This is a genomic window from Hymenobacter actinosclerus, from assembly GCF_900111515.1.
Taxonomy (GTDB): domain Bacteria; phylum Bacteroidota; class Bacteroidia; order Cytophagales; family Hymenobacteraceae; genus Hymenobacter; species Hymenobacter actinosclerus.
In genome coordinates, this window is sequence record NZ_FOHS01000001.1 from 1,060,446 (window position 1) to 1,085,312 (window position 24,867).

23 protein-coding genes are annotated in these 24,867 nt (G+C 61.0%); 13 read left to right on the forward strand and 10 right to left on the reverse strand.

Features of this window, described 5'->3' with window-relative positions; all coding sequences use genetic code 11:
• Positions 1–56: 56 nt before the first annotated feature.
• Positions 57–629 (reverse strand): hypothetical protein, encoded by a 573-nt coding sequence (locus tag BMY67_RS04575; RefSeq protein WP_092768765.1) that lies wholly within the window; start codon positions 627–629, stop codon positions 57–59.
• 195 nt (positions 630–824) lie between these two features.
• On the opposite strand from BMY67_RS04575, the gene BMY67_RS04580 reads away from it, so the two are divergent.
• Complete coding sequence (locus BMY67_RS04580; protein ID WP_092768768.1) at positions 825–1,823, forward strand: DUF6624 domain-containing protein; 999 nt, start codon at positions 825–827, stop codon at positions 1,821–1,823.
• Positions 1,824–1,830: 7 nt separating this feature from the next.
• The gene (locus BMY67_RS04585; RefSeq protein ID WP_177189686.1) at positions 1,831–2,016 is read left to right on the forward strand and encodes an energy transducer TonB; all 186 of its coding nucleotides are present in this window, start codon (positions 1,831–1,833) and stop codon (positions 2,014–2,016) included.
• A gap of 43 nt (positions 2,017–2,059) precedes the next feature.
• On the opposite strand, the gene BMY67_RS04590 is transcribed toward BMY67_RS04585, so the two are convergent.
• A complete protein-coding gene (locus BMY67_RS04590; RefSeq protein WP_092769615.1) occupies positions 2,060–2,725 on the reverse strand; it encodes a YiiX family permuted papain-like enzyme in 666 nt (221 codons plus the stop codon).
• 232 nt (positions 2,726–2,957) lie between these two features.
• On the reverse strand, positions 2,958–3,707 hold the full coding sequence (gene fabG / locus BMY67_RS04595) for a 3-oxoacyl-[acyl-carrier-protein] reductase (protein WP_092738985.1): 750 nt from the start codon (positions 3,705–3,707) through the stop codon (positions 2,958–2,960).
• A 132-nt stretch (positions 3,708–3,839) separates the two neighbouring features.
• On the opposite strand from fabG, the gene BMY67_RS04600 reads away from it, so the two are divergent.
• Positions 3,840–5,072, forward strand: a complete 1,233-nt coding sequence (locus BMY67_RS04600) for a geranylgeranyl reductase family protein (RefSeq protein WP_092768774.1) — start codon at positions 3,840–3,842, stop codon at positions 5,070–5,072.
• A 184-nt stretch (positions 5,073–5,256) separates the two neighbouring features.
• Here BMY67_RS04600 and BMY67_RS04605 read toward each other — a convergent pair whose 3' ends face one another.
• Positions 5,257–5,973 (reverse strand): tetratricopeptide repeat protein, encoded by a 717-nt coding sequence (locus tag BMY67_RS04605; protein ID WP_092768777.1) that lies wholly within the window; start codon positions 5,971–5,973, stop codon positions 5,257–5,259.
• A gap of 228 nt (positions 5,974–6,201) precedes the next feature.
• On the opposite strand from BMY67_RS04605, the gene lpdA reads away from it, so the two are divergent.
• Together lpdA and BMY67_RS04615 are read left to right on the forward strand one after the other, a co-directional pair.
• Positions 6,202–7,596: a dihydrolipoyl dehydrogenase gene (lpdA, locus tag BMY67_RS04610; protein WP_092768780.1), complete on the forward strand. Its 1,395-nt coding sequence runs from the start codon at positions 6,202–6,204 to the stop codon at positions 7,594–7,596.
• A 104-nt stretch (positions 7,597–7,700) separates the two neighbouring features.
• Entirely contained in the window at positions 7,701–7,913 is a 213-nt protein-coding gene (locus BMY67_RS04615; protein ID WP_092768783.1) for a hypothetical protein, read from the forward strand.
• A gap of 6 nt (positions 7,914–7,919) precedes the next feature.
• Here the strand turns inward: BMY67_RS04615 and BMY67_RS04620 are convergent, their stop codons facing one another.
• The 4 genes from BMY67_RS04620 to argB all read right to left on the reverse strand — a co-directional run bounded on the left by BMY67_RS04620 (position 7,920) and on the right by argB (position 12,392).
• Entirely contained in the window at positions 7,920–8,450 is a 531-nt protein-coding gene (locus BMY67_RS04620; protein WP_092768786.1) for a TetR/AcrR family transcriptional regulator, read from the reverse strand.
• Positions 8,451–9,031: 581 nt separating this feature from the next.
• On the reverse strand, positions 9,032–10,348 hold the full coding sequence (gene argH / locus BMY67_RS04625) for an argininosuccinate lyase (RefSeq protein ID WP_092768789.1): 1,317 nt from the start codon (positions 10,346–10,348) through the stop codon (positions 9,032–9,034).
• Positions 10,349–10,527: 179 nt separating this feature from the next.
• Positions 10,528–11,622, reverse strand: a complete 1,095-nt coding sequence (locus tag BMY67_RS04630; RefSeq protein WP_092768792.1) for a M20 family metallo-hydrolase — start codon at positions 11,620–11,622, stop codon at positions 10,528–10,530.
• Positions 11,610–12,392: an acetylglutamate kinase gene (gene argB / locus BMY67_RS04635; protein WP_092768795.1), complete on the reverse strand. Its 783-nt coding sequence runs from the start codon at positions 12,390–12,392 to the stop codon at positions 11,610–11,612. Before argB ends, BMY67_RS04630 begins: the two co-directional genes overlap by 13 nt.
• A 554-nt stretch (positions 12,393–12,946) precedes the next feature.
• On the opposite strand from argB, the gene BMY67_RS04640 reads away from it, so the two are divergent.
• The 8 genes from BMY67_RS04640 (at position 12,947) to BMY67_RS19710 (ending at position 21,483) form a co-directional block, all read left to right on the forward strand.
• Positions 12,947–13,516, forward strand: a complete 570-nt coding sequence (locus tag BMY67_RS04640) for a hypothetical protein (RefSeq protein ID WP_092768798.1) — start codon at positions 12,947–12,949, stop codon at positions 13,514–13,516.
• A gap of 154 nt (positions 13,517–13,670) precedes the next feature.
• Positions 13,671–14,861 carry an argininosuccinate synthase gene (gene argG, locus BMY67_RS04645; protein ID WP_092768801.1) on the forward strand — a complete coding sequence of 397 codons (1,191 nt, stop codon included), beginning with the start codon at positions 13,671–13,673 and terminating at the stop codon, positions 14,859–14,861.
• Between the two features lie 16 nt (positions 14,862–14,877).
• Positions 14,878–15,867: an N-acetyl-gamma-glutamyl-phosphate reductase gene (gene argC, locus BMY67_RS04650; RefSeq protein WP_092768804.1), complete on the forward strand. Its 990-nt coding sequence runs from the start codon at positions 14,878–14,880 to the stop codon at positions 15,865–15,867.
• Positions 15,868–15,950: 83 nt separating this feature from the next.
• Positions 15,951–16,502, forward strand: a complete 552-nt coding sequence (locus BMY67_RS18815; RefSeq protein ID WP_143069697.1) for a hypothetical protein — start codon at positions 15,951–15,953, stop codon at positions 16,500–16,502.
• Between the two features lie 34 nt (positions 16,503–16,536).
• Positions 16,537–17,658 (forward strand): aspartate aminotransferase family protein, encoded by a 1,122-nt coding sequence (locus BMY67_RS04655; RefSeq protein WP_092768807.1) that lies wholly within the window; start codon positions 16,537–16,539, stop codon positions 17,656–17,658.
• A gap of 281 nt (positions 17,659–17,939) precedes the next feature.
• Complete coding sequence (locus BMY67_RS04660; protein WP_092768810.1) at positions 17,940–18,884, forward strand: Rossmann-fold NAD(P)-binding domain-containing protein; 945 nt, start codon at positions 17,940–17,942, stop codon at positions 18,882–18,884.
• A gap of 111 nt (positions 18,885–18,995) precedes the next feature.
• Positions 18,996–19,298: a hypothetical protein gene (locus BMY67_RS04665; RefSeq protein WP_092768813.1), complete on the forward strand. Its 303-nt coding sequence runs from the start codon at positions 18,996–18,998 to the stop codon at positions 19,296–19,298.
• Between the two features lie 379 nt (positions 19,299–19,677).
• Positions 19,678–21,483 (forward strand): glycoside hydrolase family 10-like protein, encoded by a 1,806-nt coding sequence (locus BMY67_RS19710; protein ID WP_092768816.1) that lies wholly within the window; start codon positions 19,678–19,680, stop codon positions 21,481–21,483.
• A gap of 325 nt (positions 21,484–21,808) precedes the next feature.
• Here BMY67_RS19710 and BMY67_RS04675 read toward each other — a convergent pair whose 3' ends face one another.
• Both BMY67_RS04675 and BMY67_RS04680 read right to left on the reverse strand, forming a co-directional pair.
• The gene (locus BMY67_RS04675) at positions 21,809–23,101 is read right to left on the reverse strand and encodes a hypothetical protein (protein ID WP_143069698.1); all 1,293 of its coding nucleotides are present in this window, start codon (positions 23,099–23,101) and stop codon (positions 21,809–21,811) included.
• A gap of 86 nt (positions 23,102–23,187) precedes the next feature.
• Positions 23,188–24,777, reverse strand: a complete 1,590-nt coding sequence (locus BMY67_RS04680) for a SusD/RagB family nutrient-binding outer membrane lipoprotein (protein ID WP_092768822.1) — start codon at positions 24,775–24,777, stop codon at positions 23,188–23,190.
• Positions 24,778–24,867: the final 90 nt, after the last annotated feature.

Here is a 24,867-nt window from a genome sequence, read left to right on the forward strand (position 1 = left end):
TGACTGCAATTCTCACAAGTAGCACGCATTATATTCCGGGCTTCAGCTGCTTAACATCAGATGCGGGCCCGGCGGACGCGACCCCACATCTGGTCTTTGTCTTCGGCCGTAGCTTCGGCCAGCCGGCGCGGAATATCATCCTTGGCCAACCCGTCGCGGCGTAGCAGCAGGGCCAGGGGCAGTTCGGCTACCGGCACGAAAACGGCCCCGCAGTTGCGGCAGCGGCGCCCGGGGCCGCTGGCCCCGCACCAGAAGCACTGCTCTATTGGTTCGGCCTGCCGGCCGCAGTTCACGCACAGGTCGCCGGGGGTGTAGTCTTTGGGCTGCTTGTAGTTGCAGCTGGCGCAAAACACGGCATCGGAAGAGTCCACGTTGATGGTCGGGGTCACCACCGCAGTCGGTATTGGGGCTTCGGTGGCTACGGCCGTTGGCACGGCCCACTCCAGTACCCGCGTGGCCACGGCCGGATCGAGTTCGGGCAGCAGTTCGAGCAGCGTGAGCACGGTGCCCACTTCGGCGAAACTGGCGCGGCTGCTAACGCCCATTCCGACCAGGCTGGTGAGTTGGTCGTCAGTCAGGCCTTTGGCCTTGAGAATGTTGCGTTCTAGTAGGGTGAAATCGGAATCCATAAACAAGATAAATACTAGGTGGAAGATCAGAAAGGTAGGTAAAAGCAGGTCAGCAGCAGATGCCATCTTTCAGCTAAAATTGGCCGGAGCCATGGCAGCGGGCTTGGCATTTAAAGTTTGTCGTTGCGGGTGAAATGGGAGCGCCCTATCTTGTTGACCACTTGCTGGTTCAAGCGGCTGTGTAATTACTCGTTTATGAAGGCTTTCTATCTGCTTTTGGCCCTGGCCCTGCCGGCCGCGCCTACGGCTACGGCGCAAGGCCTGGCTTCATCAACAAGCCTGAAAAATACTCCGCCGCACTCCCCCAAAACTACCAACGAGCTGTACCGGGCGGCGGAAGAAGCGGCCCGGCGCAACGAGCCACGACTAGCGCTTCGACAGTTGAAGCAGGCCGTAGCCAGCGGGTATATCAAGGCCGGGAGTATCGAAGAAAACCCCATTTTCGCGCCGTTGCACAACCAAAGCGCTTGGCCCCGCCTGCTCAACCAGGCCCGCGTCCGCCAGCAGCAGCACGAGGCGACTTTCGACCCCCAGCTGCTGGCGCTGATTAAAAAAATCCACTACCAGGACCAACACTACCGCAGGATAGCCACGGCGGCCGAGCGGCAGTACGGCGTGGATTCGCCCCAGGCCCAAGCGGCTGACCGCGAACAGAGTAAGCTTGACCCCCAGCTTATCCGGCAAGTCGACAGCCTGATTGCTATTCACGGCTACCCTGGGAAAAGGCTGGTGGGTGGTTACCAAACTGATGTAGCCTTTTTCGTTATACAGCACAATCCCGATGAAAAGTATCTGCCGCTGCTTACTGCTGCCGCTGAGAAAGGTGATATCAGGCCATCGGAGCTAGCCATCTTCACCGACCGCATCAGGGCACGGAAAGGAGAAAAACAGATTTATGGCTCCCAATTAGGGCCGGCCGTGAAGGGCAAGTACACGCTCGACCCCATCGAAGACGAACCCAACGTAAACGGGCGGCGGGCGGCGGTGGGTTTGGAGCCGCTGGAAGACTACTTGAGCAAATACTACAACATAGCCTACCAGGTGCCCACCGCCACCCATAACCCCAACCCGCCCGAACTTTACACCCAGCCCCACACCGACAAGTCGCCGGTGGAGCCCATTGGCGGCTACGAAGCCATCTATGCCCGCCTGCAATACCCGGCCGAAGCCACGCCAGAAAAACATCAGCGGTAAGATTACGGTGCAACTTACCATCGACCCCCAGGGGGTGCCGCAGAACGTAGCCGTGGTGCAGGGCCTCGGGGCCGGCTGCGACGAAGAAGCCCTGCGCGTTATGCATGCCGCCCGCTTCACCAACACCAGTGGCCAGGACCATGAGATTCGGATGCGGCTCCCGTTTCCGTACGTGGCGGCGGCGGGAAAGTAAGCCGTTTTGGTTGGGTGGCCCCAGTAGTCACCCGACCTGCTTGCTACCGCACCGTTACCAGCTCCGGGCTTTCCAGCATCCGGACGGGCGAAATCGCCCGCTCATTCAGCGGCAGCTGCCTGCCGTACCGCTCGCGCATTTTGGCCTGCACGGCCGGGTGAGAGAGGTCGAACTCGCGGAGCCGCTGGAGCTGGCCGATTTCGCGGCCAGTGGCCTGCTGGTACATCTTCCAGATGAGTTCTGAACAATAGATGCGCTCATCCGACCAGCCGAAATACAGGTCGTAGTCGCGGCCCCGGTACTGCTCGCCGGCAGCCCGCAACTTGCGCAGTACGGGCGGCGTGAGCACCGTTACGGCGTCGCGCAGGCGCTTTACCACGAACTGCCCGTCTTTTCCCCGGGCCACCCAGGCCGCCAGAGACGTTTCGCTCACCGGCTGCACGGCCTCGAACACGCGCCACTCGCCGTTTTTTTGAAACAGGATGCCGCAATGGCTGTAGGCCGAGTGCGTAGCCAGTTGAATAGCTTTACTCTGGGCGGATTGGGACGTCTGGAAAATCAGGTCGCCATCGTGCAGCCGGGGAATGATGGTCGCTACAGTTTGGGTCGCAGCTTCAGTAGTTTGATAACGCTTAAAATGGCGCGCGGCGCGTGGGTAAGCGGCCACCGCAAGGGCGAATAGCAAGGACAGCAGTAACACTCGGCGCATGGTGGTTTGGATAAAAGTGAAGAACGGGCAAGTGAAATCCGGCAAATTTTACAAGCTTACTCCTCAGTATCGGCGCAATAGTTAGGGGTTTTTGCTTTAAAGGCGGCTATCAATCTCACACTACTGATAGGGGCTTTCAGCCGTGATTCAAATGCTCGAAGTCGCCGCTAAAAAGTAAACCCGATGCCGGCCTCACGGCCAACATCGGGCAAAAAACCAGGCTAACACTCGCTTACGTCAGCATGCCGCCATCCACCTGCAACACCTGGCCCGTGATGTAGGCCGAGTCGTCGGAGGCCAAGAAGGCGGTGGCTTTGGCTACGTCTTCGGGGGTGCCGCCGCGGCGCAGCGGGATGGCCTTACGCCACTCATCGACCTGCTTGGCGTCGAGGGCGTCGGTCATTTCGGTTTCGATGAAGCCGGGGGCCACCGCGTTGCAGCGGATGTTGCGCGAGCCCAGCTCCAGGGCCACCGATTTGGTGAAACCGATGATGCCGGCCTTGGAGGCCGCGTAGTTGGCCTGCCCCGCGTTGCCTTTCACGCCCACCACCGACGACATATTGATGATGCTGCCGGCCTTGGCCCGCATCATGGGCTTGGTGGCGGCCTTGGTCAGGTTGAACACCGACTTCAGGTTCACGGCCATTACCTGGTCCCACTGCTGCTCGCTCATGCGCATCAGCAGCCCGTCCTGCGTAATGCCGGCGTTGTTCACCAGAATATCGAGCTTGCCGAACTCGGCCACTACGTCTTCCACTAGCTTTTCGGCCTCAGCATATACTGAAGCGTCGGAGCGGAAGCCTTTCACCTTGGTGCCCGAGGCGGCCAATTCTTGTTCCAGCTGCTGGCCTTTCTCCACGCTGGAGAGGTAGGTGAAAGCCACCTGGGCGCCCTGCTGGGCAAAATACGCGGCAATAGCGCGGCCAATTCCTTTAGATGCGCCCGTAATCAGGGCCACTTTTCCGTCGAGCAGTTTTGTCATTTGTTTGGAGCTACAAGCTTTAAGCTGCAAGCTACAAGCTTTGCCGTATTTGAACTGAAGGTTGCCGGCTGTAAGCTACTGCCAGAACCTAAGCTTGCAGCTTGTAGCTTGCAGCTTGAAGCTTTATTAAAAATGACCATCTGCATTCTCGGGGCGGGGCCGGGCGGGGCCACGGCGGCCCTGCACCTGGCCCGTGCCGGCCACCGCTGCCTGCTGCTCGACCGCGCCACCTTCCCGCGCGACAAAGTGTGCGGCGACGCGCTCAGCGGCAAGGTGCTCAGTGAGTTGCGCCGCATTGATGAGGCGTTGCCTGCTAAACTGGCCGCCGAACCCGCCCAGCTGCCCAGCTGGGGCATCGATTTCTACGCCCCCAACGGCCGCCGGCTGGCCGTGCCCTTCAAGCCCCACTACAACCCGGCCACCGACCGCGCCGCCGGCCACATCAGCAAGCGCATTGATTTCGATAATTTCCTCATCGAAGAAGTGCGCCGGCGGCCCGAAATCGACTTCCGCGAAAACACCGATGTGGCCGCCCACGAGCAGCTGCCCGACGGCCGCTGGCGCCTGCTGGGGCCCGATAAGCAGGAAATTGCCACCGCCGACGTGCTGCTGGTGGCCAACGGGGCCCAGTCGAACTTTGCCCGGGTGGTGGGCGGGCACGTGCTGGAGCCGGCCCACCACTGCGCCGGCCTGCGCGCCTACTACCGCGGCGTAACCGGCCTGCACCCCGACAACTTCATCGAGCTGCACTTCATTAAGGAGTTTCTGCCCGGCTACCTCTGGATTTTTCCGCTGCCCGACGGCCAGGCCAACGTGGGCGTGGGCATGCTCTCCGAAGCCGTAGCCAAGAAAAAAGTAAAGCTGCGCGAGCGGCTCGACGAAATCTTGCGCACCCACCCGGCCCTGAAGGGCCGCTTTGCCACCGCCGAGCGGCTGGGACCGGTGCGCGGCTTCGGGCTACCGCTGGGCTCGAAGCGCCGCCCGCTCTCGGGCCCGAGCTACCTGCTGCTCGGCGACGCCGGCTCGCTTATCGACCCGTTTTCGGGCGAGGGTATCAGCCACGCCATGGTGTCGGGCCGCCACGCCGCCGACTGGGCCGCCCGGGCCGTGGCGGCCCGCAACTTCACGCCGGAGTTTCTGAAGGGCTACGATGCGGCCGTGTACAACCGGCTGTGGCAGGAGCTACGCCTGAGCCGGGCTATGCAGTGCCTGCTAGGCTACCCCTGGCTGTTCAACTTCATTGCCAACCGCGCCGCCAACAACCCCACCCTGGCCGAAACCATCAGCAACATGTTCCTGGATTTAGACCTGCGCGAGCGGCTGCGCCAACCCAGCTTCTACCTGAAACTGCTGCTGGGAAAATAGGGGAGGAAGTAAAGGGTGCAGAGGTGATAGTGTAAGAAGGTTGTTATTCAGAGCGGAGCGAAGAATCTCGCGTGCCATAGTAACCCTGTTATCAGGAATTACTATGGCACGCGAGATTCTTCGCTCCGCTCAGAATGACAGGTGCTTTTTACCTCATCACCCCATCACCTCCTGCCCTCATCACCTACTTATCCTTATTACCCACATAGCGGCGCAGGCTTTTTTCGGCGGCGGGGTTGAGCTGGGCGGCTTTTTCGAGGTCGATGCGGGCTTCTTTAAACTTGTTGATCGACGCGTAGCTGATGCCGCGGTACTCGTAGGCGTCGGCGTAGTTGGGGTCGAGGGCAATGGCCTTGGTGAAGTCGGGAATGGCTGAGCGGTAATTAAATATCTGCATCTTGGCCGAGCCCCGGCCGAAGAACGCGTCGCGGTCCTGCGGGTTGTACTTGGTGGCCTTGCCGAAGTCCAGAATGGCGCCGCTGTAATCCTTGGTTTCCAGGCGGTTCAGGCCCCGGTTGTAGTATACGTTGCTGTTGGTGGGCTCCAGCTGAATGGCCGCATTATAGTCGACCATGGCCGCTTTGTAGTCTTTCAGCTCGCTTTTGGCCCGGGCCCGCATCAGCAGGGCCTCCACGTTGCGGGGTTCGGCTTCCAGCGTGGCGTCGGCCAATTTAATGTCCTTGCGGTGGTCGGGGGCCGTTTTGCGGGCCGCCGGATCGATGTAGGCCGAGGAGCCGGACGATGAGGGTACACTGGCGCCCGCGTCGGTTTCGGCAGTGGTACCGCGGGCCGAAGGACGCTCGATGTCGGCGGTGCTGCTGCGGGCACAGGCGCCGGCCAGCAGCAAAGTGGTACCGGCAAGTAGGGAGAGGAAGTGTGCTTTCATGAAAAAGTGATGCATAGCGGGTGGAAATGGCCACGCTAACCGGCAGGCTAAAGTGGCGGCGCGCCTTTGTACGGCCGCCGCCGCCAAAGGGGCAAAGACGGGGCCGTAATTTTGAGCCGTCCATTTCAGGCTCTCTTACAAAGCACCCCGCGCCCGACTGCCCCGCCCTGCCTATCTTTGCCCGGCCGGCCGCGGGCGTTGCCCGGGGGCAGGTTCTTCTTTTACTCTTCAACCGAACACAATATGGCATTGCAATACGACCTGGTCGTTATCGGCAGCGGCCCGGGCGGCTACGTAGCCGCCATCCGGGCCTCGCAGCTGGGCTTGAAAGTAGCCGTGATTGAGCGCGAGTCGCTGGGCGGCATCTGCCTTAACTGGGGCTGCATCCCGACCAAAGCCCTGCTCAAGAGCGCCCAGGTATTCGAGTACCTCAACCACGCCGCCGACTACGGCCTGAGCGCCGAAAACGTGAGCTACGACTTCGGAGCCGTTATTCAGCGCAGCCGGGGCGTGGCCGATGGCATGAGCAAGGGCATCAACTTCCTGTTCAAGAAGAATAAGATTGACGTGCTGATGGGCACCGGCAAGCTGCTGGCCGCCGGTAAAGTGGAGCTCACCAAGGCCGACGGCGGGAAGGACACGGTGGAAGCCAAGTCCATCATTCTGGCCACCGGCGCCCGCTCGCGCGAGCTGCCGGCCCTGCCCATCGACGGCAAGAAAATCATCGGCTACCGCCAGGCCATGGTGCTGCCCGAACTGCCCAAGCGCCTCGTGGTGGTAGGTTCGGGCGCCATCGGCGTCGAGTTTGCCTACTTCTACCGCACGATGGGTTCGGAAGTAACGGTGGTGGAATACCTGCCCCGCATCGTGCCCGTGGAGGACGAGGAAGTGTCGCGGCAGATGGAAAAGTCGTTCCGCAAAATCGGCGTGAAGGTGCTCACCAGCGCCGAAGTAACGGCCGTTGACACCAGCGGCGCGGCCTGCCAGGTAACCGTGAAAACGGCCAAAGGCGACCAGCAGATTGAGTGCGACGTGGTGTTGAGCGCCGCCGGCGTAGTCACCAACCTCGAAAACCTGGGCCTCGAAGAGCTGGGCATCAAGGTGGAGAAAGGCCGCCTCGTAGTCGACGACTTCTACCAGACCAACGTGCCGGGCATCTACGCCATCGGCGACATCGTGCCCGGCCCCGCGCTGGCCCACGTCGCCTCGGCCGAGGGCATTATCTGCGTGGAGAAAATTGCCGGCCACCACCCCGAGCCGCTCAACTACCAGAACATCCCCGGCTGCACCTACGCCTCGCCCGAAATTGCCTCCGTGGGCATGACCGAAGCCGAAGCCAAGGAGCAGGGCTACGACGTGCTGGTGGGCAAGTTCCCGTTCTCGGCCTCGGGCAAGGCCTCGGCCGCCGGCGTGAAGGACGGCTTCGTCAAAGTTATCTTCGACAAGAAGTACGGCGAGTGGCTGGGCGCCCACATGATTGGCGCCAACGTGACGGAAATGATTGCCGAAGTGGTGGTAGCGCGCAAGCTCGAAACCACGGGCCACGAAATCATCAAGGCCGTGCACCCGCACCCCACCATGAGCGAGGCCATTATGGAGGCTGCCGCCGCCGCTTACGGCGAAGTGATTCACCTGTAAGGCAAAATCCCTTACATAACGGACTGAAAAAGCGTCCCTTCCGTTAGTCGGAAGGGACGCTTTTGTATATTGGGGCTCCTTCCACTTAACTACCGCCCCCTGCTATGAAATGGCTGCCCTCCTTCGTCCGCTTGTTTATGCTATTTGTTCTTGGCCTGTTGCTGACTTTTTTCGGCACGATGGGCTTTATGAACAATCTAGGCGGAGAGTCAAGCACCTTGTATAGTTTTGCCCGGATTTTTGGGCTGGTCCTAGTTGTAGTCTCCCCAATCTTGATTGGGCTGAAGTTTTTCAGCCGGCTTGATCAGAAAAGCTAACGCAGCCTACTGCGCCTGGTACTTGCTCTTGATGAAGCCGGGCATATCCTGGCCGTAATCCTCGGTTTTGGTGGCTTCGGTTTTCCAGAGCGCTTCTACCAGCAGCAGCAGTAGCGCCGTTTCCTTGTCGGGGTCGGCGTATTCGAGCTGCTCGAAGGCCTGCCGGAGCCGGACCGGCAGCGGGCGCATAAACCGCTCGTGCTGCTGGCGCGCCATGTCGGAATCGGCCAGGCGGTATTGGAGCTTCCAGAAAAACGGCTCGTCGCGCACGAGCTTGAAGGGTAGCTCGATAACGCTGTGGATGAACGTAAGCGGGTCGGGCTCGGTGAGGCCGCCGCGGTTGGCTTCGATGATGCGCTTGTAGCCGCTGCGGATAACGAACTCCAGCAGCAGGTCCTTGGAGCCGAAGTGCTTGAAAATAAGTGCTTCCGAAACGCCGGCCTCGCGGGCAATCAGCTGGGTGGAACTGTTGTCGAAGCCCCGCTCCCCAAAGAGCCGCAGGGCCACGTCGGCAATGTGCTGTTTGCGGTTGGTCATGGCAGGCGGGCAGGGAAGGCGTCCGGGGTGATTGAACCCGCAATTACGGGCGCAAAAGCCTAAATTGGTACAGCCGCCGCAAAATAAGTGGCTGCCGGAAGCCCAAAAAGAAGCCGGCCGATTCGGGGATTCCGAATCGGCCGGCTGCGTTTGTTCCGAAAGCCAGCGGGCGGCAGCGCCGGGGCAGGGCCGCGCGGCTTTCGGAGAAGTCCGGCTGTGGGTGGGAGTACAGCCGGGTAATCGGGGCGGGGAATTGGCTTACGGTGCCTAGTGGGAGTCAGCAGCCGTTAGCGAGAGCAAACTTACGCAAACATTCCGAAAGCCAGTAAGTGTTAGCTCACTTTCGGAGGGTGAGCAAACACTCACTCTATGAAATGAAGTGATAAGCTACTGACTGCGGAGCGTTTACCGGCAGGTGCAAAATTTTGGCCCAGGTGAGTTACACCGGTTTTTAGGTCAGTATAGAACTTGCGGGACCGGCCGGTAGTAACGCGAACTACAAAGTTCGCGTCGTCCCCGAACGGCACGCGGCCGCGAACTGCAAAGTTCGCGCTACATCTCCAACGACCGGAAAAACTCTTCTAGTTGCCCACCGGTGCCTCGCGGAGGTGACTATCGGCCCGAAACCGCGCCACTTTGCCCCGGATTTCGGCCAGCCCCAGGTTGTGCACGCTGCCCAGGTGCGTAGTCTGGAACTCGCGGTGGGGCTGGTAGGAGCCATCTTCCACGGCCCGGCCCACCTGCTGGTAGGCCTCGCGGAACGGCACCCCGGCCTGGATAAGCTGATTGATGTTTTCGACCGAAAACACGGCATCATACTTGGCCTGCTTCAGCAAATCGGGCTTGATGCGCAGCTCAGGCAGGGCAAACAGCACGATGTCGAGGATGTCGAGCAGCTGCGTCATGGGGCCGAACAGGGTTTCCTTGAGTAGCTGAAAGTCGCGGTGGTAGCCGCTGGGCAGGCCGGCGGTGGCCAGCAGCAGCGTGTTGGGCAGGGCCTGGAGCACCTGGCAGCGCCCCCGAATCAGCTCGAACACGTCGGGGTTTTTCTTGTGGGGCATGATGCTGGAGCCGGTGGTAAAGGCGGCCGGCAGCTCCACGAAGGCTAAATCCTGGGAGTTGTAGAGCACCAGGTCGTAGGCCATTTTGGCCAGCGTGGTGGCCATGCCGGCCAGGGCGAAGGCGAGAGTGCGCTCGGTTTTGCCGCGCAGCATCTGCGCTCCCACGCTGCTCACGGCCAGGTTGCCGAAGCCCATTTCGCGGGTCGTCATTTGGCGGTCGATGGGGAAGGAGGAGCCGAAGCCCGCGCCCGAGCCCAGCGGGTTCTGGTCGGCCACGGCGTAGGCGGCCTCAAACAGCGAAAGGTCGAGCAGCAGGTGCTCGGCGTAGGCCGAGAACCAGAGTCCGAACGAGCTGGGCATGGCCGCCTGGAAGTGGGTGTAGCCCGGCATCAGGTCGGTCTGGTGCGCTTCGGCCTTGATCAGCAGCACCTCCACCAGCTCCAGCGTGCGGGCGGTAGTGCGGCGGCAGTAGTCTTTGATGAACAGCTGGAGCGCGGTGAGCACCTGGTCGTTGCGCGAGCGGGCGGTGTGGATTTTCTTGCCCGCGTCGCCAAAGTGCTCGGTCAGGTAGGCCTCGATTTTGGAGTGCACGTCCTCGTACTCGGGCTCGATGACGAAGGTGCCGGCCTCCAGCTGTTGTTCCAGCTCGCCCAGGCCCTGCTGGAGCTGCGCGTTTTCATCCGCTGATAATAAGCCCGCCGAGGCCAGCATGTTAGCCTGGGCCCGCGAGGCCCGCACGTCGAACGGCGCCAAATACAGGTCCAGCTCCCGGTCGTAGCCCACGGTGAACTGTTCAATCTTCTTATCGACGGCAATGCCTTTATCCCAGATTTTCATAGAGGAGTGTTAAGCTTTTAGCTGACAGCTGCTAGCGGTTAGCTGATGTTGCTGCGGGTTGGGCTGAATGCCTGACCGTTCAAACGGGTTTTCTCGCAGAGGTTCGCGGAGGTATGCGCAGAGGTTAAAAGGAGGTCGGGCAGCCGGTGCTCATAAGGTTTCAAGCACGAAGCTAACGGCTAATAGCTGTCAGCTAACAGCTCAAAAGAGGCCAGCAGCTCCACGTAGCCGCGTACGCCGGCCCGGATTTCGCTGAGCAACACGTACTCATCGGGGGTGTGGGAGCGGGCCGAGTCGCCGGGGCCAATTTTGACGGTGGGGAAGGGCATCATGCTTTGGTCGGAGAGCGTGACCGAGCCGAAGGTACGGCGGCCCAGGGCCAGCCCGCGCTGCACCAGCGGGTGGTTGGGGGCGATGCGCGAGGAGTTGAGGTGGGTGGAGCGCGGTACTACATCGGCGCCAATCAGCCCGCGCACTATCTCCACCACCTCCTGATTGGTGTACAGCTCGTTGGTGCGCACGTCGACCACGAAGGTGCAGCGGTCGGGTACCACGTTATGCTGGCTGCCGGCCTCAATTTGCGTCACCGTCAGCTTCACCGGGCCCAGCAGGTCGGAAACCCGCTCGAACTGGAACTCGCGAAGCCGCTGAATATCGTCGAGGGCTTTGTAGAGGGCGTTGTCGCCCTCGTCGCGGGCGGCGTGGCCGGTGCGGCCATGGGCGGTGCAGTCGAGCACCACGAGGCCTTTTTCGGCAATGGCTAGGTCCATCTGGGTTGGCTCGCCCACGAGGCCGAGGGTAATTTCGGGCAGCAGCGGCAGCAGCCGGCGGATGCCGTTGGGGCCCGAAATTTCCTCCTCGGCCGTGATGGCGCAGATGAGGTTGAAGGCGGGCGGGTGCTGCTCGAAATACAGAAACGTGGCCAGCAAACTCACGGCCGCCGCGCCGGCGTCGTTGCTGCCCAGGCCCGTGAGCTTATCACCCTCTAGCGCGGCCCCGAACGGGTCGGCGGTCCAGCTGGGGCCGGGCTGCACGGTGTCGTGGTGGGAGTTGAGCAGCACCGTGGGCCGCTGGGGGTCGTAGTGCCGGCTCACGGCCCACACGTTGTGGGCGTTGCGCTCGGGCCGGACCCCGTGGAAGGTCAGGAAGCGCACGATATGAGCGGCCGTCTGGTCTTCCTGCCGCGAGAAGGAGGGCGTCTGAATCAGCTGAGTCAGCAGCTCGATGGCGTCGTTGGTGAGCTGGGTCAGCAGCGGTTCATCTAGCTCCGGCATAGCACGGTTTTTACGGGTTCGTTGAGGCGGAGCGCGTTTTCGATGACCACGCGCGCCACGCCGGCTTCCAGGGCGGCAAAGGCATTATCGAGCTTGGGCACCATGCCGGCGGCCACCGCGCCGGCTGCTTTCAGCTGGGCGTATTCGGCGGCCGTGAGGCGCTCAATTACCGAGTTGTCGTCGTTGACGTCGGCCAGCACGCCATCTTTCTCGAAGCAGAAATGCAGCTCCACGGCGCGGCGCGGCGCCAGGGCCACGGCTACGGCGCGGGCAATGGTGTCGGCGTTGGTGTTGAGCAGCTGGCCCTGGCCGTCGTGGGTGATGGCGCAGAGCACGGGCAGCAGGCCGGCGCGCAGCAGCAACTCCAGCAAGCCGGTGTTCACGGCGTCGGCCGGCAAATCGCCCACGAAGCCGTAGTCGATGGCGCCCACCGGCCGGCGCACGGCCCGGATGGCGTTGCCATCGGCCCCCGACAGGCCCAGCGCGTTGGCCCCCGCGGCCTGCAATCCGGCCACGAGCTGCTTGTTGGTTTTGCCGGCGTAGAACATCGTCACGATGTCGAGCGTGGCCGCGTCGGTGATGCGGCGGCCCTGCACCAGCTGGGGCTGCTGGCCCAGCTGCGCCAGCAGCTGGCTGGCCCCGCGGCCGCCGCCGTGCACCAGCAGCTTGGGGCCGGCAACCTGGGCCAGCGCGGCCACGAAGCGGCTCAGTTGGGCCGGCTCATCGAGAATGGCGCCGCCGATTTTAAAGATTTTCAGGGTTTCAGCCATAACAAGGGTACAAACGGGAGGGCGAAGCAGCGGACGGGAGCCGCCTTGCGGAGCCGCATCTGCCGGGACCGGCAAAAAAACTTGCGCGGCCACTGGGGCAAAGTTTCCGAAAAAAGATTTACGTTTGTCTCGCTTTCCAATCCTGTCATTGCTGAAAGCCAACCTGCCGCCCCGCGGCCCGCACATGATTCACCTCTCTACTACTGCGCTGTTGCGACGACCAAACCTGGTCGTGCGAATTATGCCAGCTTAAGCTGGCCGCACTGGTATTTCCGTGTTCTTCGTCGCCGAAGAGCCGGTTCGGAGCCCGCCCAACGGCCCGCCCCCGAGAAAATTTCTGAATCAACTGCCCTTAGTCCGAGTGTAATCTTTCGCGTGTTTTCTTTCGGCCCGGTGTCGGAATGCGCTGCCCTCCCGGTTCGCCGCTACCGCGCCCGCTACCCGAGCGTTGCGGCTGGTTGTTTTTGGCGCCTGCCCCGCCTACGGGGCCCGCGCCGTCTGCTTTTCGTGTTTCACGCCTGCTGCCTTGTTGCGCAGCTAACTTCTCCTCCGTCATGTTGCTCCGAGTTGCCGAAGCTGCCGATGCGCAGCACGCCGAAACCCTATGCCAATGGTACGCCGAATCGGCCCGGCAACGGGGTGTTGGCATTGCCAAGCGCCAGCCCGAGTACCTGATTAACAAGATGTTGAAAGCCGATGCCATCATTGCCTTTGTAGAGGGCCAGCTGGCGGGTTTTTGCTACATCGAAACGTTCGAGGACGCCAAGTTTGTGGTGAATTCGGGCCTGATTGTGAACACCGAGCTGCGCCAGGAGGGGCTGGGGCGCGCCATCAAGGAGCGCGTGTTCGAGCTGTCGCGCACCAAGTACCCCCAGGCCAAAATCTTCGGCATCACGACCAGCGCGGCCGTGATGAAGATTAACTCCGAGCTGGGCTACCGGCCCGTTACCTTCCCCGAGCTCACCCAGAGCGACGACTTCTGGAAGGGCTGCGCCAGCTGCAAGAACTACCCGATTCTGCAGGAAAATGAGCGCCGCATGTGCCTGTGCACCGGCATGGTCTACGACAAGCTGAACGACCGTTTCAGCCAGCAATCCATCTCAGTATTGAGTAATGAGACGTGAGTAGCGAGACAGAACGTCATTCAGAGCGGAGCGAAGAATCTCGCGTGAAGTCGTCCAACGGCTGTTCTAACAAGTTCGAGCGGGGTTCTTCGCTCCGCTCTGAATGACATTCCATCTCACCTCTCACTTCTCATCTCTCACTTCTCATCATCTCATGTCTACTAAGAAGAAAGTAGTTCTTGCCTACAGCGGCGGCCTCGATACCTCATTCTGCGCGGTTTACCTGACCCGCGAGCTGGGACTGGAGGTGCATACGGTTATCGTGAATTCGGGCGGGTTTTCGGCTGCCGAGCTGGCCACCATTGAGGCGCGGGCCTACGAGCTGGGCTCCAGCCAGCACGAAGTAATTAATGTGACGACGCGCTTTTACCAGCAGTGCCTGCGCTACCTGCTCTTCGGCAACGTGCTCAAAAACGACACCTACCCGCTGAGCGTGAGTGCCGAGCGCATGTTTCAGGCTTTGGCCCTGGCCGAGTACGCCCGCGAGCACCAGGCCGACTACATCGCGCACGGCAGCACCGGCGCCGGCAACGACCAGGTGCGCTTCGACGTGGCCTTCGCCGTTATTGCGCCCGACACCGAAATCATCACGCCCATCCGCGAGCTAAAGCTGAGCCGGCAGCAGGAAATCGACTTTCTGCAGCAGCACGGCTTCGAGATGAGCTGGGAGAAGGCGAAATACTCCATCAACAAAGGCATCTGGGGCACCAGCGTGGGCGGGGTCGAAACCCTGACTTCGCACGAGGCCCTGCCGGAAAGTGCCTACCCGTCGCAGTTGCAGCGCCAGGATTCGGAGCGCGTGGAAATCACCTTTGAGAAAGGTGAGCCGGTGGCCCTGAATGGCGAGACGCTGGACCCGGTGGCGCTGATTCAGCAGCTGAACGAACTGGGCGCGGCCTTCGCCATCGGCCGCGACACGCACGTGGGCGACACCATCCTGGGCATTAAGGGCCGCGTGGGGTTTGAGGCGCCCGCGCCGCTCGTGCTCATCAAGGCCCACCACTTGCTGGAAAAGCACACCAGCACCCGCTGGCAGCTGCTGCACAAAGACTACATCGCCAACTGGTACGGCACGCTGCTGCACGAGGCCCAGTACCTCGATCCGGTGATGCGCGACATGGAAGCCTTCCTCGAATCGTCGCAGCAGCACGTTTCGGGGACGGTATTCGTGCAGTTGCGGCCCTACCGGTTCGAGCTGCTCGGCATCGAGTCGAAGTACGATATGATGCAGTCGAAGGTGGCCACGTACGGGGAGGAGAACAATGCCTGGGATTCGCGGGATGCCCAGGGCTTTATCAAGATTTTCGGCAATCAGCTGAAGATTAGTGCGAGTTTGAACGGGTGAGGTGAACTAATAGCACATGCAAGACACCAAAATCAAAGTAGGCATCGTGGGCGGGGCCGGCTACACGGCCGGGGAGCTGCTCCGCATTCTGCTGCACCACGAGTTCGTGGAGCTGGGCGGTATCGTGAGTTCTTCGAACGCCGGCAACCCCGTGCACCAGGTACACGACGACTTGGTGGGCGACACCGAGCTGCGGTTTGCCTCCGCGCTGGCGGGCGACGAGGACGTGGTGTTTCTGTGCCTGGGCCACGGCAATTCCAGGGCCTGGCTGCTCAAAAATGTCCTTTCCGAAAGCACCGCCGTTATCGACCTGAGCAACGATTTCCGGCTGGCGGCAGATGCCGAATTTGAGGGCCGCGAGTTCGTGTACGGTTTGCCGGAGCTGAACCGGAGTCGCATCCAACAGGCCCAGAGCATTGCCAATCCGGGCTGCTTTGCCACGGCTATTCAGTTGGCGCTGCTGCCGCTGGCCCAGGCCGGCCGGCTCACCGACGACATCCACGTGTCGGCCATCACCGGCTCGACCGGCGCGGGCCAGAGCCTGGCCGAAACGGTGCATTTCTCGTGGCGCAGCAACAACGTGTCCGTTTATAAGCCCTTCACGCACCAGCACCTGGGCGAAATCAGCGAGAGCCTGGCGCAGCTCCAGTCGCAGTCGGACGTCGAGCTGCACTTCATTCCCTACCGCGGCAATTTCGCGCGGGGCATTTTCGCCACCGTCTACACGCCCTCGGAGTTGACGCAGGACGAGGCGCAGGCGCTATACCAGCAGTTTTATGCCGACGCGCCGTTCACCACGGTCTCGGATAAGGAAATTCACCTCAAACAGGTGGTGAACACCAACAAATGCTTGCTGCACGTGCAGAAAGTCGGCAAGCAGCTTTTGATTACTTCGGTGATTGATAACCTGGTGAAAGGCGCCTCGGGCCAGGCGGTGCAGAATATGAACCTGCTGTTTGGCCTGCCGGAAACGACGGGGTTGGGGTTGAAAGCTTTATTTTTTTAAGCAAAATGTGATGCTTCATCTGGTATTCACCTGTCGATGTGTCTCTGCCTATTTGCTAACTAGTTAATCAAAAATATATAATAATGCGTGTTCTGAATTTAGGGGTATTTATTATGATGTGCTGGGTATTTTTTGCCTGTAAAAGGCAAAGTAATTCCGGCGTAGATGCTTCTACATGGGTTGTATATGAGCTTGATGATGTTTGGACGTTCAATGCGCCAAAAGGCACTAGGTTAATCTATGAGAGAGGAATAGATTCGACTCCTGGATATATCATCTTAGCTACAAATGATTCCTTGAATCTAGAGTTTGATAGTGGTTTCGAGTCCGCTGCTATGGATACAGTCTGCAATTTAGGTAGTGAGATGGTATATGCTAAACAACGAATTGCGCGAGGTAATTATAAATATCTGGATAAGCCAGATACGTTGCATCAAGCAAGGGTTGATACAATTAATGGCTTGGCGGTAATTATGATTTTGCCTGAGAAAGCCGGGACTGGAACAACTGAAGTATCTATTTCAAATTGTAATTCTAATAGATGGCTTGCTATCTACGGTAAAAACATTCCTGCTGATAAGCAGGAATTGGTTCTAAAAATATACGCAAGTATACGGCAGGCAAAGATAAAATAAGGTCTTTTTTTGGAGCTTAAGCGCTTAAATCAATATGGAGCTTTTCAACGTTTATCCCCTCGTCAATATCACCCCCGTGAAGGCGCTTGGCGCGAAGCTGTGGGACGACCAGGGCCAGGAATACCTGGATTTCTACGGCGGGCACGCCGTTATTTCCATCGGCCACAGCCACCCGCACTACGTGCAGCGCCTCACCGAACAGCTGCAGCGCATCGGCTTCTACTCTAACTCGGTGCAGATTCCGATTCAGACGGAGCTGGCCCGCAAGCTAGGCCGGGTGTCGGGCTACGAGGACTACACGCTGTTTCTGTGCAACTCGGGGGCCGAGGCCAACGAGAATGCGCTGAAGCTGGCCTCCTTCCACACCGGCAAAACCCGCGTGGTGGCGTTCAAAGGCGCGTTTCACGGTCGCACCAGCGGCGCGGTGGCGGCCACCGACAACCCCAAAATCGTGGCCCCCTTCAATGCCGGCCACGCCATCAGTTTCCTGGAATACGACCTGGCGGCGGTGGAAAACGCCCTACAAGGTGGGGACGTGTGCGCCGTCATTATCGAGCCGATTCAGGGCGTGGGCGGCATCATCAGCCCTTCCGATGAATTCCTGCAAGGACTGGCGGCGCTGTGCCGGCAATACGGCGCGCTGCTGATTGCCGATGAGGTGCAGAGCGGCTACGGCCGTAGCGGCAGGTTTTTCGCGCACCAGCACGCCGGCATCCGGCCCGCTATTATTTCCGTGGCCAAGGGCATGGGCAATGGCTTTCCTATCGGCGGCATCCTGATTGCGCCCGAGCTGCAAGCTTCCTACGGCCTGCTGGGCACCACCTTCGGCGGCAACCACCTGGCTTGCGCCGCCGCCCTGGCCGTGCTCGAAGTCATCGAAGACGAAAACCTGCTCACCCACGCCACCGAGCTGGGCGACTACCTCCGCCAGGAATTACTGGCCCACGCCGGGGCCAAAGAAATCCGCGGCCGCGGCCTGATGGTGGGCATCAAATACCACTTTCCGGTGAAAGAGCTGCGCGATAAGCTGCTGGCGGAGCACCACATTTTCGTGGGCAATGCCTCCGACCCCACAGTGCTCCGGCTCCTGCCGCCGCTCAATATTACCAAGGCAGAAGTTGACCGGTTTTTGGAGGCTCTGTATACGTTACGTTAGTGTTTTCACCGCAGAGGACGCAGCGGGTTTCCCAGCAGAAACGCAGAAGAACATGCATGAGAACGAAGTTTCCTTTTCGATTCGGCAGGCGGCTTACACGGTGCATGTGGCACTGGGCCAGGGCTGCTGGAATCGGCTTAGGAGGCGGCACTTATGCATGAGCTGCGGCTGACGGGGCTACCGGCGTACCCGGCCAGGAGCTGTACTCGCACCGCCCGTGCCCCTTGTTCTTTCGTAGTGTCGCTTAACCAATCGGACGCAGACCAAGCGCCTTACCCCAAATGAAAAATTTTACCTCCTTCGCCGATGCGGGCGACTATCACGCCCTGCTCAAGCAGGCGCTCGAAATCAAGGCCAACCCCTATGGCTACCAGCATATTGGGCGTAACAAAACCGTCGGGCTGATTTTCTTCAACCCCAGCCTGCGCACCCGGCTTAGCTCGGTGAAGGCGGCCTACAACCTGGGCGCGCAGGCCTGGGTGCTCAATGCCGGCACCGATTCCTGGACCCTGGAAATGGCCGACGGCGCGGTAATGAACGGCTCCAGCCAGGAGCACATCAAGGATGCCATTGCCGTCATGAGCCAGTACTGCGACGTGCTGGGCGTGCGCACCTTCCCCACGCTGACGGACCGCGAGGCCGATTATGGCGAAGTGTTTTTCAGCAAGATTATGACCTACGCCACCGTGCCCGTCATCAGCCTCGAAAGCGCCACACTGCACCCGCTGCAAAGCTTCGCCGACCTGATTACGGTAGCCGAAACCAAGCGCACCGAGCGCGTAAAAGTGGTGCTCACCTGGGCCCCGCACGTGCGGGCGCTGCCCCAGTGCGTGCCCAACTCGTTCTGCGACTGGTTTTCGGAAGTTGATTGGGTGGACCTCGTTATCACCCATCCCGAAGGCTACGAACTGGACCCCAAATTTACCCGCGGCGCCCGCATCGAGTACGACCAGCGCAAGGCCCTCGAAGGCGCCGACTACGTGCAGGCCAAGAACTGGAGCAGCTACTACGACTACGGCCAGGTGCTCAGCACCGACCCGGGCTGGATGCTCACGCCCGCGCACATGGCCCTAACCAACGACGCCCGGTTCCTGCATTGCCTGCCCGTGCGCCGCAACGTGGAAGTGTCGGACGCCGTGCTCGACTCGCCCAACTCGCTTATCATCCAGGAAGCCGGCAATCGTACGATTTCCATGCAAACCGTGCTGCACGAGCTGCTGAAGTAGCGTGCATAATTCGGGTAAAATACAACGGTAGGCCGGGCATCTCGTTGAAGTCCTGAATTCGAAATAGCTGGTCAGTTATTTCGCAATCTTCACGCTAATTCCTTCCTGCTCATGAAAAAGTTATTTGTTCTCGCTGCTGTATTCGTATTGGGTGCTACTGCCGCTAACGCACAAACCACCAACACCACGACGACCACAACCACGCCGCCCCAGCAAAGCACGACTACGCAGACGGATCCTGCTACGGGCACCATCAATTCTACCACGACTACGACTCCCGCTGCCACGACCACCGTGGAAACGAAGTCGGATGCCAACGTAATGTCTTCAACCGATGCCGATAAAATGCCGGCTGATGTGAAGGTGAAAGACAAGAAGAATAAGACCAAAAAGAAGATGAAAGCCAACGACTAATGGCGCAACGTGCGGACCACCGCATGCTATAAAGAAAGCCTGATTGCCCTAGCGGTAGTCAGGCTTTCTTTTTTCGCTTCATTGAAGGTAAAGTGATGCGCGAATAATGCCGGGAGACGACCCTGCATATGTAGCAATGCCCTGTTTAATGCTGGCTTGACTCCCAGTTTACTAGCAGCAAGACCTCAAGCCAGCAGCCAGAAGCCGATGCCCTGCTGAAGCTGAAAGCCGCCTAAGTTACTTTCGCTTACTGCAAAACAAGCCAGCAGATTAACTCGTAACGCCGGGTGGCTTCCCTACCCGTTGTAGGTCTGCACTAAAGAGCAAACAGCCGGCCGAAATGCCCTGGTGTCGGCTTTTTAGGCCTAGATTTGCGGTAATGCTCGTATTGCCTGCCCCCGCCCGCCCGCTTGTTCTGTTACTGATTGCCTGCCTGCTGACTGGTTTGCCGCTGGCCTCCTGGGCCCAGGAGGCCGGGGTGCCGCCAAAACGGGAGCTGCGGGGGGTGTGGATTGCGACAGTGGAAAACATCGACTGGCCCAGCAGCCGCAACCTGAGCCCCGAGCAGCAGCGCCGGGAGTACCGCCGCATCCTCGACGACCACCAGCGCACCGGCATCAACGCCGTGTTTGTGCAGGTGCGGCCCGCTTCGGATGCTTTTTACGCCAGCGAGCTGGAGCCCTGGAGCAAGTGGCTGACCGGCACCCAGGGCAAGGCCCCGGCGCCCTACTACGACCCGCTACCCTTCCTGATTGAGGAGGCCCACAACCGCGGCATGGAGTTCCACGCCTGGTTCAACCCCTATCGGGCCACTATGGACACGCTCACGCGCCGGCTCGCGCCCAACCACCCGTTCCGGCAGCATCCGGAGTGGTTTCTGCGCTTCTCGGGCAAGCTGCTCTACAACCCCGGCCTGCCCGAAGTGCGCGCCTACATCAACCGCGTAATCATGGACGTGGTGCGCCGCTACGACATCGACGGGGTGCATTTCGATGACTACTTCTACCCGTATCCGGAGGCCAGGCGCGTGATTGAGGACCAGGACGCCTACGCGCGCTTCAACCCCGACAACCTCAAGCTGGCCGACTGGCGGCGCCAGAACGTGAACCTGCTCATCCGCGACCTGCACGACTCGATTAGCAGCACCAAACGCTGGGTGAAGTTCGGCATCTCGCCCTTCGGCGTGTGGCGCAACCAGCGCACCGACCCCAACGGCTCCGATACCCGCGCCTTCGAGGGCTACGACGGCCTGTACGCCGACGCGCTGGAATGGACCCGCCAGGGCTGGGTGGATTACGTGCTGCCGCAGCTATACTGGAGCACCGGCTTCGCGGTGGCCCGCTACCCCACGCTGGTGGAGTGGTGGGCCCGCAACGCCAACGGCCGCCACGTGTACATCGGCCACGGGGCCTACCGCATGCTCGAAAACACTAAGGCCGATACCGTGTGGCGCAACCCCCGCGAGCTGCCCCGGCAGGTGCGCCTGAACCGCACGTTCCCTTCCGAGCTGCAGGGCAGCGTGTTCTTCAGCTCGAAGTCGCTCCTGGCCAACCCGCTGCGCACCACCGATTCGCTGCGCCAGCACGAGTTCCGCTACCCGGCCTTGCCGCCCGCCATGCCCTGGATTGACGCCGTGCCGCCGCTGCCCCCGGCCCGCCTGGCCCTCACGGCCAGCCCCGCCGCCAACGTGCTCACCTGGCAGCCCGCCCCGCCTGCCCCCGACGGCGACCGGGCTGCCTACTACGCCCTCTACCGCTTCACGCCCGAGCAAACCCCGCGCCCCGACGACCCGCGTAACCTGCTGGCCCTGGTGCGCCCGCGCCCCGGCACCGGCCTCGTTTTTGCCGATACCACCGCCCGCCCCGGCCAGGCCTACGCCTATTACCTCACCGCCCTCGACCGTCTGCACAACGAAAGCCGCCCGGTGTGGGTGCGCACCACCGGCCGCGCCGCCGAAGTAGTGGTAGCCCAGGCCCCGCCCGAGCCAGCGCCCGCGCCGGCCCCGGAGCCAGTAGCTGCGCCTGCACCCCAGCCAGCCACGGTTCCATCCGGCGAAAACCCGCCGCCGCGCCCGCCCGTTGCGCGGCCCGCTCCAACTACTCCGGCGCCTACGAAAGTTAAAGTGAAAACCAAGACCCGCAAGCGCGGCGGCTTCTTCGAACGCATCTTCGGCGGCCGGCGGTAGCTTCTTTGGGGAGCTGATAGCTGTTAGCCTTCGTTCAGGAAAATCGTCAGCCCGCATGAAAAAAAAGGGCGCCGCAATCAGCTGAGTGCGGCGCCCTTTTCGTTTTTTCAGCTAACAGCTAACAGCTAACAGCTAACAGCTAACAGCTAACAGCTAACAGCTAACAGCTAACTGACAGGTTAAGTTGGTGTATAGAACGTCATTCAGCGCGCAGCGAAGAATCTCGCGTGAAGTCGTTCAACGGCTGTTCGAGCGAGATTCTTCGCTCCACTCTGAATGACGGTCTGCCTACCAATTTAGCTTGTCAATTCAGCTAACAGCTAACTTACAGGGTTTTCACAGCCAGCGTGACGGCTACATCGGTAGTTGAGGTGCGGTTTATGCCGGTGACGGTGAAAATGGCGTACTGGTCGAGGCCGCGCAGGCGGGCGATGATGACGTCGCCGACGAGCACGTTATCTAGTTGGGCTACTTGGTTAGCGGCGGCCGTGGCCTGGTAGGCCTGGCGAATGCTGCTGAGCGTAGCGTTGGTGTAGGCCGCCGCGCCGCCGCTGGCTACGCGCACAAACCTGGTGGTGTTGAGGGCCTGCAGGCGCACGGCGTTGCCGGCCGTGCTGGTAATGGCTACGTCTTTGGCCGTTACGGGCTCCGCGGCAGCCACTGGCGCGAAGGTTGTCAGGTCGAAGGCGGCCAGGTCGCCGCCGGTGGTGCCGGTGTAGCTAAGCGTGGCAGTGCGGGCCGCCGCCAGGGGCGTAGCGGCTACGGGTGTAATAGCCGGCGCGGTAGCCGAGGCGGTGCGGAAGCTAGGGGCCAGCGGCGGGATGCGGTCCTGAAAGCGGCTCTTGGCCTCGAAGCGGTAAACGACCGACTGGCCCGCACTGCCCGCGGGCAGGGCCACATCCACGTTTACGGTGGTGGCGGCCCCGCTTTGGGTGCCGGCTACCGGCACGCGCTGGCGGGCAAAGCGCCGCTCGGCCGCCGTGCCCACCTTTACGTAGGTAATCAGGCTGTCGATATTGTTGTAGAGTGTGCCGGTGGCCGTGAGCGAGGTGGCCGCGTTGATGCCGCCCTCATTAAGCAGCACCGGAAAGCGCACCACGTCGCCGGGAGCCGGGGCGGCCCCCGCGGGCAGCGTGACGTTGCTGGAGGCTTTCAGGCTGATGGTAGGCGTGGCTTCGGCCAGCCGGAAGCTGAAGCTGCGGTCCTTGGTCTGGCCATTATCGCTCACCAGCACGGCATCCACCTTCACGTTGGCTTTGTTGGCACCGGCCGGAACCGTGTAGTTTACCACCAGCGTATCGCTCTGGCGGATGCGCGAAAAGGCCGCCGCGTACGGAATGGTGCGTACCAGTGTCGAGTCGCGGCCGGGCTCCACTTTCTGGTACAGCCGGATTTCCTTCAGCGGGGCGCTCTGGGGGGCAAAGCGCAGCTCGAACTGCACCACCTCGCCGGGGGCGTATTTGCTGGCCGTGCCTAGGGCGTTGGCCGTGAAGGTGGGCAGCTGGGCCCCGACTTCGGAATAGTACGTATCCAGCTCCTTCTCGCAGCTGCTCAGCAGCAGCACCGCCGCCAGCGGCAGCAGCCGGGCCGGGCGGGAAAACAAGGATGTAGGGTTCATATCAGCAGGGAAAATAGCGGGGAGAAAATAGAGGAGGGCCGGTTATCCGGAAAAGCCCGGCCCGGGCGGTTAGCGGGCCGCAGGCCTTAGGGCCGGTCGAACCACAGCGGCTTACCGATGTAATCGTCGTTGGTGGTGGCGCCGGCTTCGGCGAACTGGCGGGCCACTTCCTCGGGGTTGTAGAGGGTTTCGGTGGCGCCCGGCAGCAGGCGGCGCGGGAAGCGCAGCTTGGGGTCGGGGTTGGCCGACAGAACCGGATTTACGCTGTTGCCGGTGGGGTACTGGAAGTTCACGTACACGTCGGAGCTGAAATCGTAGCGCCGCATATCGGTCCACGATTCGGGGTTGAGGAATAGGGCAATGTACTTCTGCTCCATGATGGCGCGGGGTACGGCGGGGTTGCTGGTCGAGGCCAGCTGCTCGGCCGTCTGGGCCACAGCGCTGCTGCTCAGGTAAGCCGTAATCTGGGCCGGCGTGATGACGGGGAACGTCACGGCTGGCGCGGCAAAGGTGCCACCTACCCCAATTTTGGCCATGTGCGCCCGGATGCCCTCCTTGTAGGCCGTCAGGGCCCGGGCCTTGTTTCCGGCCTTGAAGGCGGCTTCGGCCTCAATGAACTTGAGCTCGTGGTAGGTAATCACCTCGAAGTAGCCCAGGTCGCGGGCGTACCAGCTGGCGTAGAAATCGGTGATGGTGCTGCCCGGCGTGAGGTTGGTGCCGGCCGGCGTGCCTGCCCCGGGGGCCGCCCCGGTGCTGGTAGTGGGGGCCATAATGCCGAAGCGGGGGTCGGTTACGCCCGGGAAGGTGGTGCCGTCGAGGTAATCGATGAAGTTGTTCGAGAACGTGGCCGTGCCGAAGTTGGCGCGCGTGGTGCCGAAGATGTTGGTGGTGTTCACCAACGGAGCCACGGCCGTCTGGAACTGCAGCTGGGCATCGTCGGCACTGCTTTTAAAGCCCTTATCAACCAGCGCCAGCACGGCGTTGGGGTCGTAGCTGGCCTTTTTGGTGAGGTGGTTGAGCTGCCGGGCCTTGAGCGAATAGGCCAGTTTAACCCACTTGTCGGTTATGCCCTTATACAGAATGTCGCCACTCTCGCTGGGTGAACTGCTGTAGAAAGCCCGCTTGTTTTCGCTTGCCGGCTTGCTCATCTCCACAATGCCCTCATCAAGCAGCTGGTTGATGGTGGCGTAGAGCTGCTCCTGCGAGTCGTACTTGGGCTTGAAGTTGGCCCCGCCCTGGTACGCTTCCGAGTAGGGCACGTCGCCCATCATGTCAGTGAGGTGGGCCAGAATCAGGGCCTGCATAATCTTGCCCGCGCCCACGTAGTACACCGAGCCCTCGGCCTCGGCCGCTTTTATCATAGGCGGAATGTTGCCGCCCGACTGAAAGTAGGAGTAGTTGAACGTGTTGGTGCTCTGGGCGTTGGTGAAGCGGTACTGGTCGTTGCCGCCGCTGTTCACGGTGCGGCTCACAATGTACTGCTCGATGTAGGGCGTGCGCAGACTGGTGAACATCTGCGTTTGAATACCATTGCTGATGATGTTGGGCAGCAGGAAGTTGGGCGTAGTATCGGAGGGGTTATTGGGGTTGTCGTTCACGTCGAGGAAACTCTCGCACGAACTCAGTGCCCCGGCTCCACCCACGAGCAGCCCCAGAAACAAAAGATACTTTTTCATCGGTTAAATCAATTTTAAAGCTAATAGCTGATGGCTGGTAGCTTTCAGCTGCTGGCAGGGGCTTTTCCATAGAAAAGCTAATGGCTAACA

Excerpts from the sequence above, each read along its gene's own strand:
- BMY67_RS04600 (WP_092768774.1), top strand. The coding sequence starts at position 3,840 with ATGACCATCTGCATTCTCGGGGCGGGGCCGGGCGGGGCCACGGCGGCC.
- BMY67_RS04590 (WP_092769615.1), bottom strand. The coding sequence starts at position 2,725 with ATGCGCCGAGTGTTACTGCTGTCCTTGCTATTCGCCCTTGCGGTGGCC.
- lpdA (WP_092768780.1), top strand. The coding sequence starts at position 6,202 with ATGGCATTGCAATACGACCTGGTCGTTATCGGCAGCGGCCCGGGCGGC.
- BMY67_RS04575 (WP_092768765.1), bottom strand. The coding sequence starts at position 629 with ATGGATTCCGATTTCACCCTACTAGAACGCAACATTCTCAAGGCCAAA.
- argG (WP_092768801.1), top strand. The coding sequence starts at position 13,671 with ATGTCTACTAAGAAGAAAGTAGTTCTTGCCTACAGCGGCGGCCTCGAT.
- BMY67_RS04640 (WP_092768798.1), top strand. The coding sequence starts at position 12,947 with ATGTTGCTCCGAGTTGCCGAAGCTGCCGATGCGCAGCACGCCGAAACC.
- argB (WP_092768795.1), bottom strand. The coding sequence starts at position 12,392 with ATGGCTGAAACCCTGAAAATCTTTAAAATCGGCGGCGCCATTCTCGAT.
- BMY67_RS04605 (WP_092768777.1), bottom strand. The coding sequence starts at position 5,973 with ATGCATCACTTTTTCATGAAAGCACACTTCCTCTCCCTACTTGCCGGT.
- BMY67_RS19710 (WP_092768816.1), top strand. The coding sequence starts at position 19,678 with ATGCTCGTATTGCCTGCCCCCGCCCGCCCGCTTGTTCTGTTACTGATT.
- BMY67_RS04680 (WP_092768822.1), bottom strand. The coding sequence starts at position 24,777 with ATGAAAAAGTATCTTTTGTTTCTGGGGCTGCTCGTGGGTGGAGCCGGG.
- BMY67_RS04630 (WP_092768792.1), bottom strand. The coding sequence starts at position 11,622 with ATGCCGGAGCTAGATGAACCGCTGCTGACCCAGCTCACCAACGACGCC.
- BMY67_RS04615 (WP_092768783.1), top strand. The coding sequence starts at position 7,701 with ATGAAATGGCTGCCCTCCTTCGTCCGCTTGTTTATGCTATTTGTTCTT.
- BMY67_RS04620 (WP_092768786.1), bottom strand. The coding sequence starts at position 8,450 with ATGACCAACCGCAAACAGCACATTGCCGACGTGGCCCTGCGGCTCTTT.
- fabG (WP_092738985.1), bottom strand. The coding sequence starts at position 3,707 with ATGACAAAACTGCTCGACGGAAAAGTGGCCCTGATTACGGGCGCATCT.
- BMY67_RS04580 (WP_092768768.1), top strand. The coding sequence starts at position 825 with ATGAAGGCTTTCTATCTGCTTTTGGCCCTGGCCCTGCCGGCCGCGCCT.
- BMY67_RS04665 (WP_092768813.1), top strand. The coding sequence starts at position 18,996 with ATGAAAAAGTTATTTGTTCTCGCTGCTGTATTCGTATTGGGTGCTACT.
- BMY67_RS04655 (WP_092768807.1), top strand. The coding sequence starts at position 16,537 with ATGGAGCTTTTCAACGTTTATCCCCTCGTCAATATCACCCCCGTGAAG.
- argC (WP_092768804.1), top strand. The coding sequence starts at position 14,878 with ATGCAAGACACCAAAATCAAAGTAGGCATCGTGGGCGGGGCCGGCTAC.
- BMY67_RS18815 (WP_143069697.1), top strand. The coding sequence starts at position 15,951 with ATGCGTGTTCTGAATTTAGGGGTATTTATTATGATGTGCTGGGTATTT.
- argH (WP_092768789.1), bottom strand. The coding sequence starts at position 10,348 with ATGAAAATCTGGGATAAAGGCATTGCCGTCGATAAGAAGATTGAACAG.
- BMY67_RS04675 (WP_143069698.1), bottom strand. The coding sequence starts at position 23,101 with ATGAACCCTACATCCTTGTTTTCCCGCCCGGCCCGGCTGCTGCCGCTG.
- BMY67_RS04660 (WP_092768810.1), top strand. The coding sequence starts at position 17,940 with ATGAAAAATTTTACCTCCTTCGCCGATGCGGGCGACTATCACGCCCTG.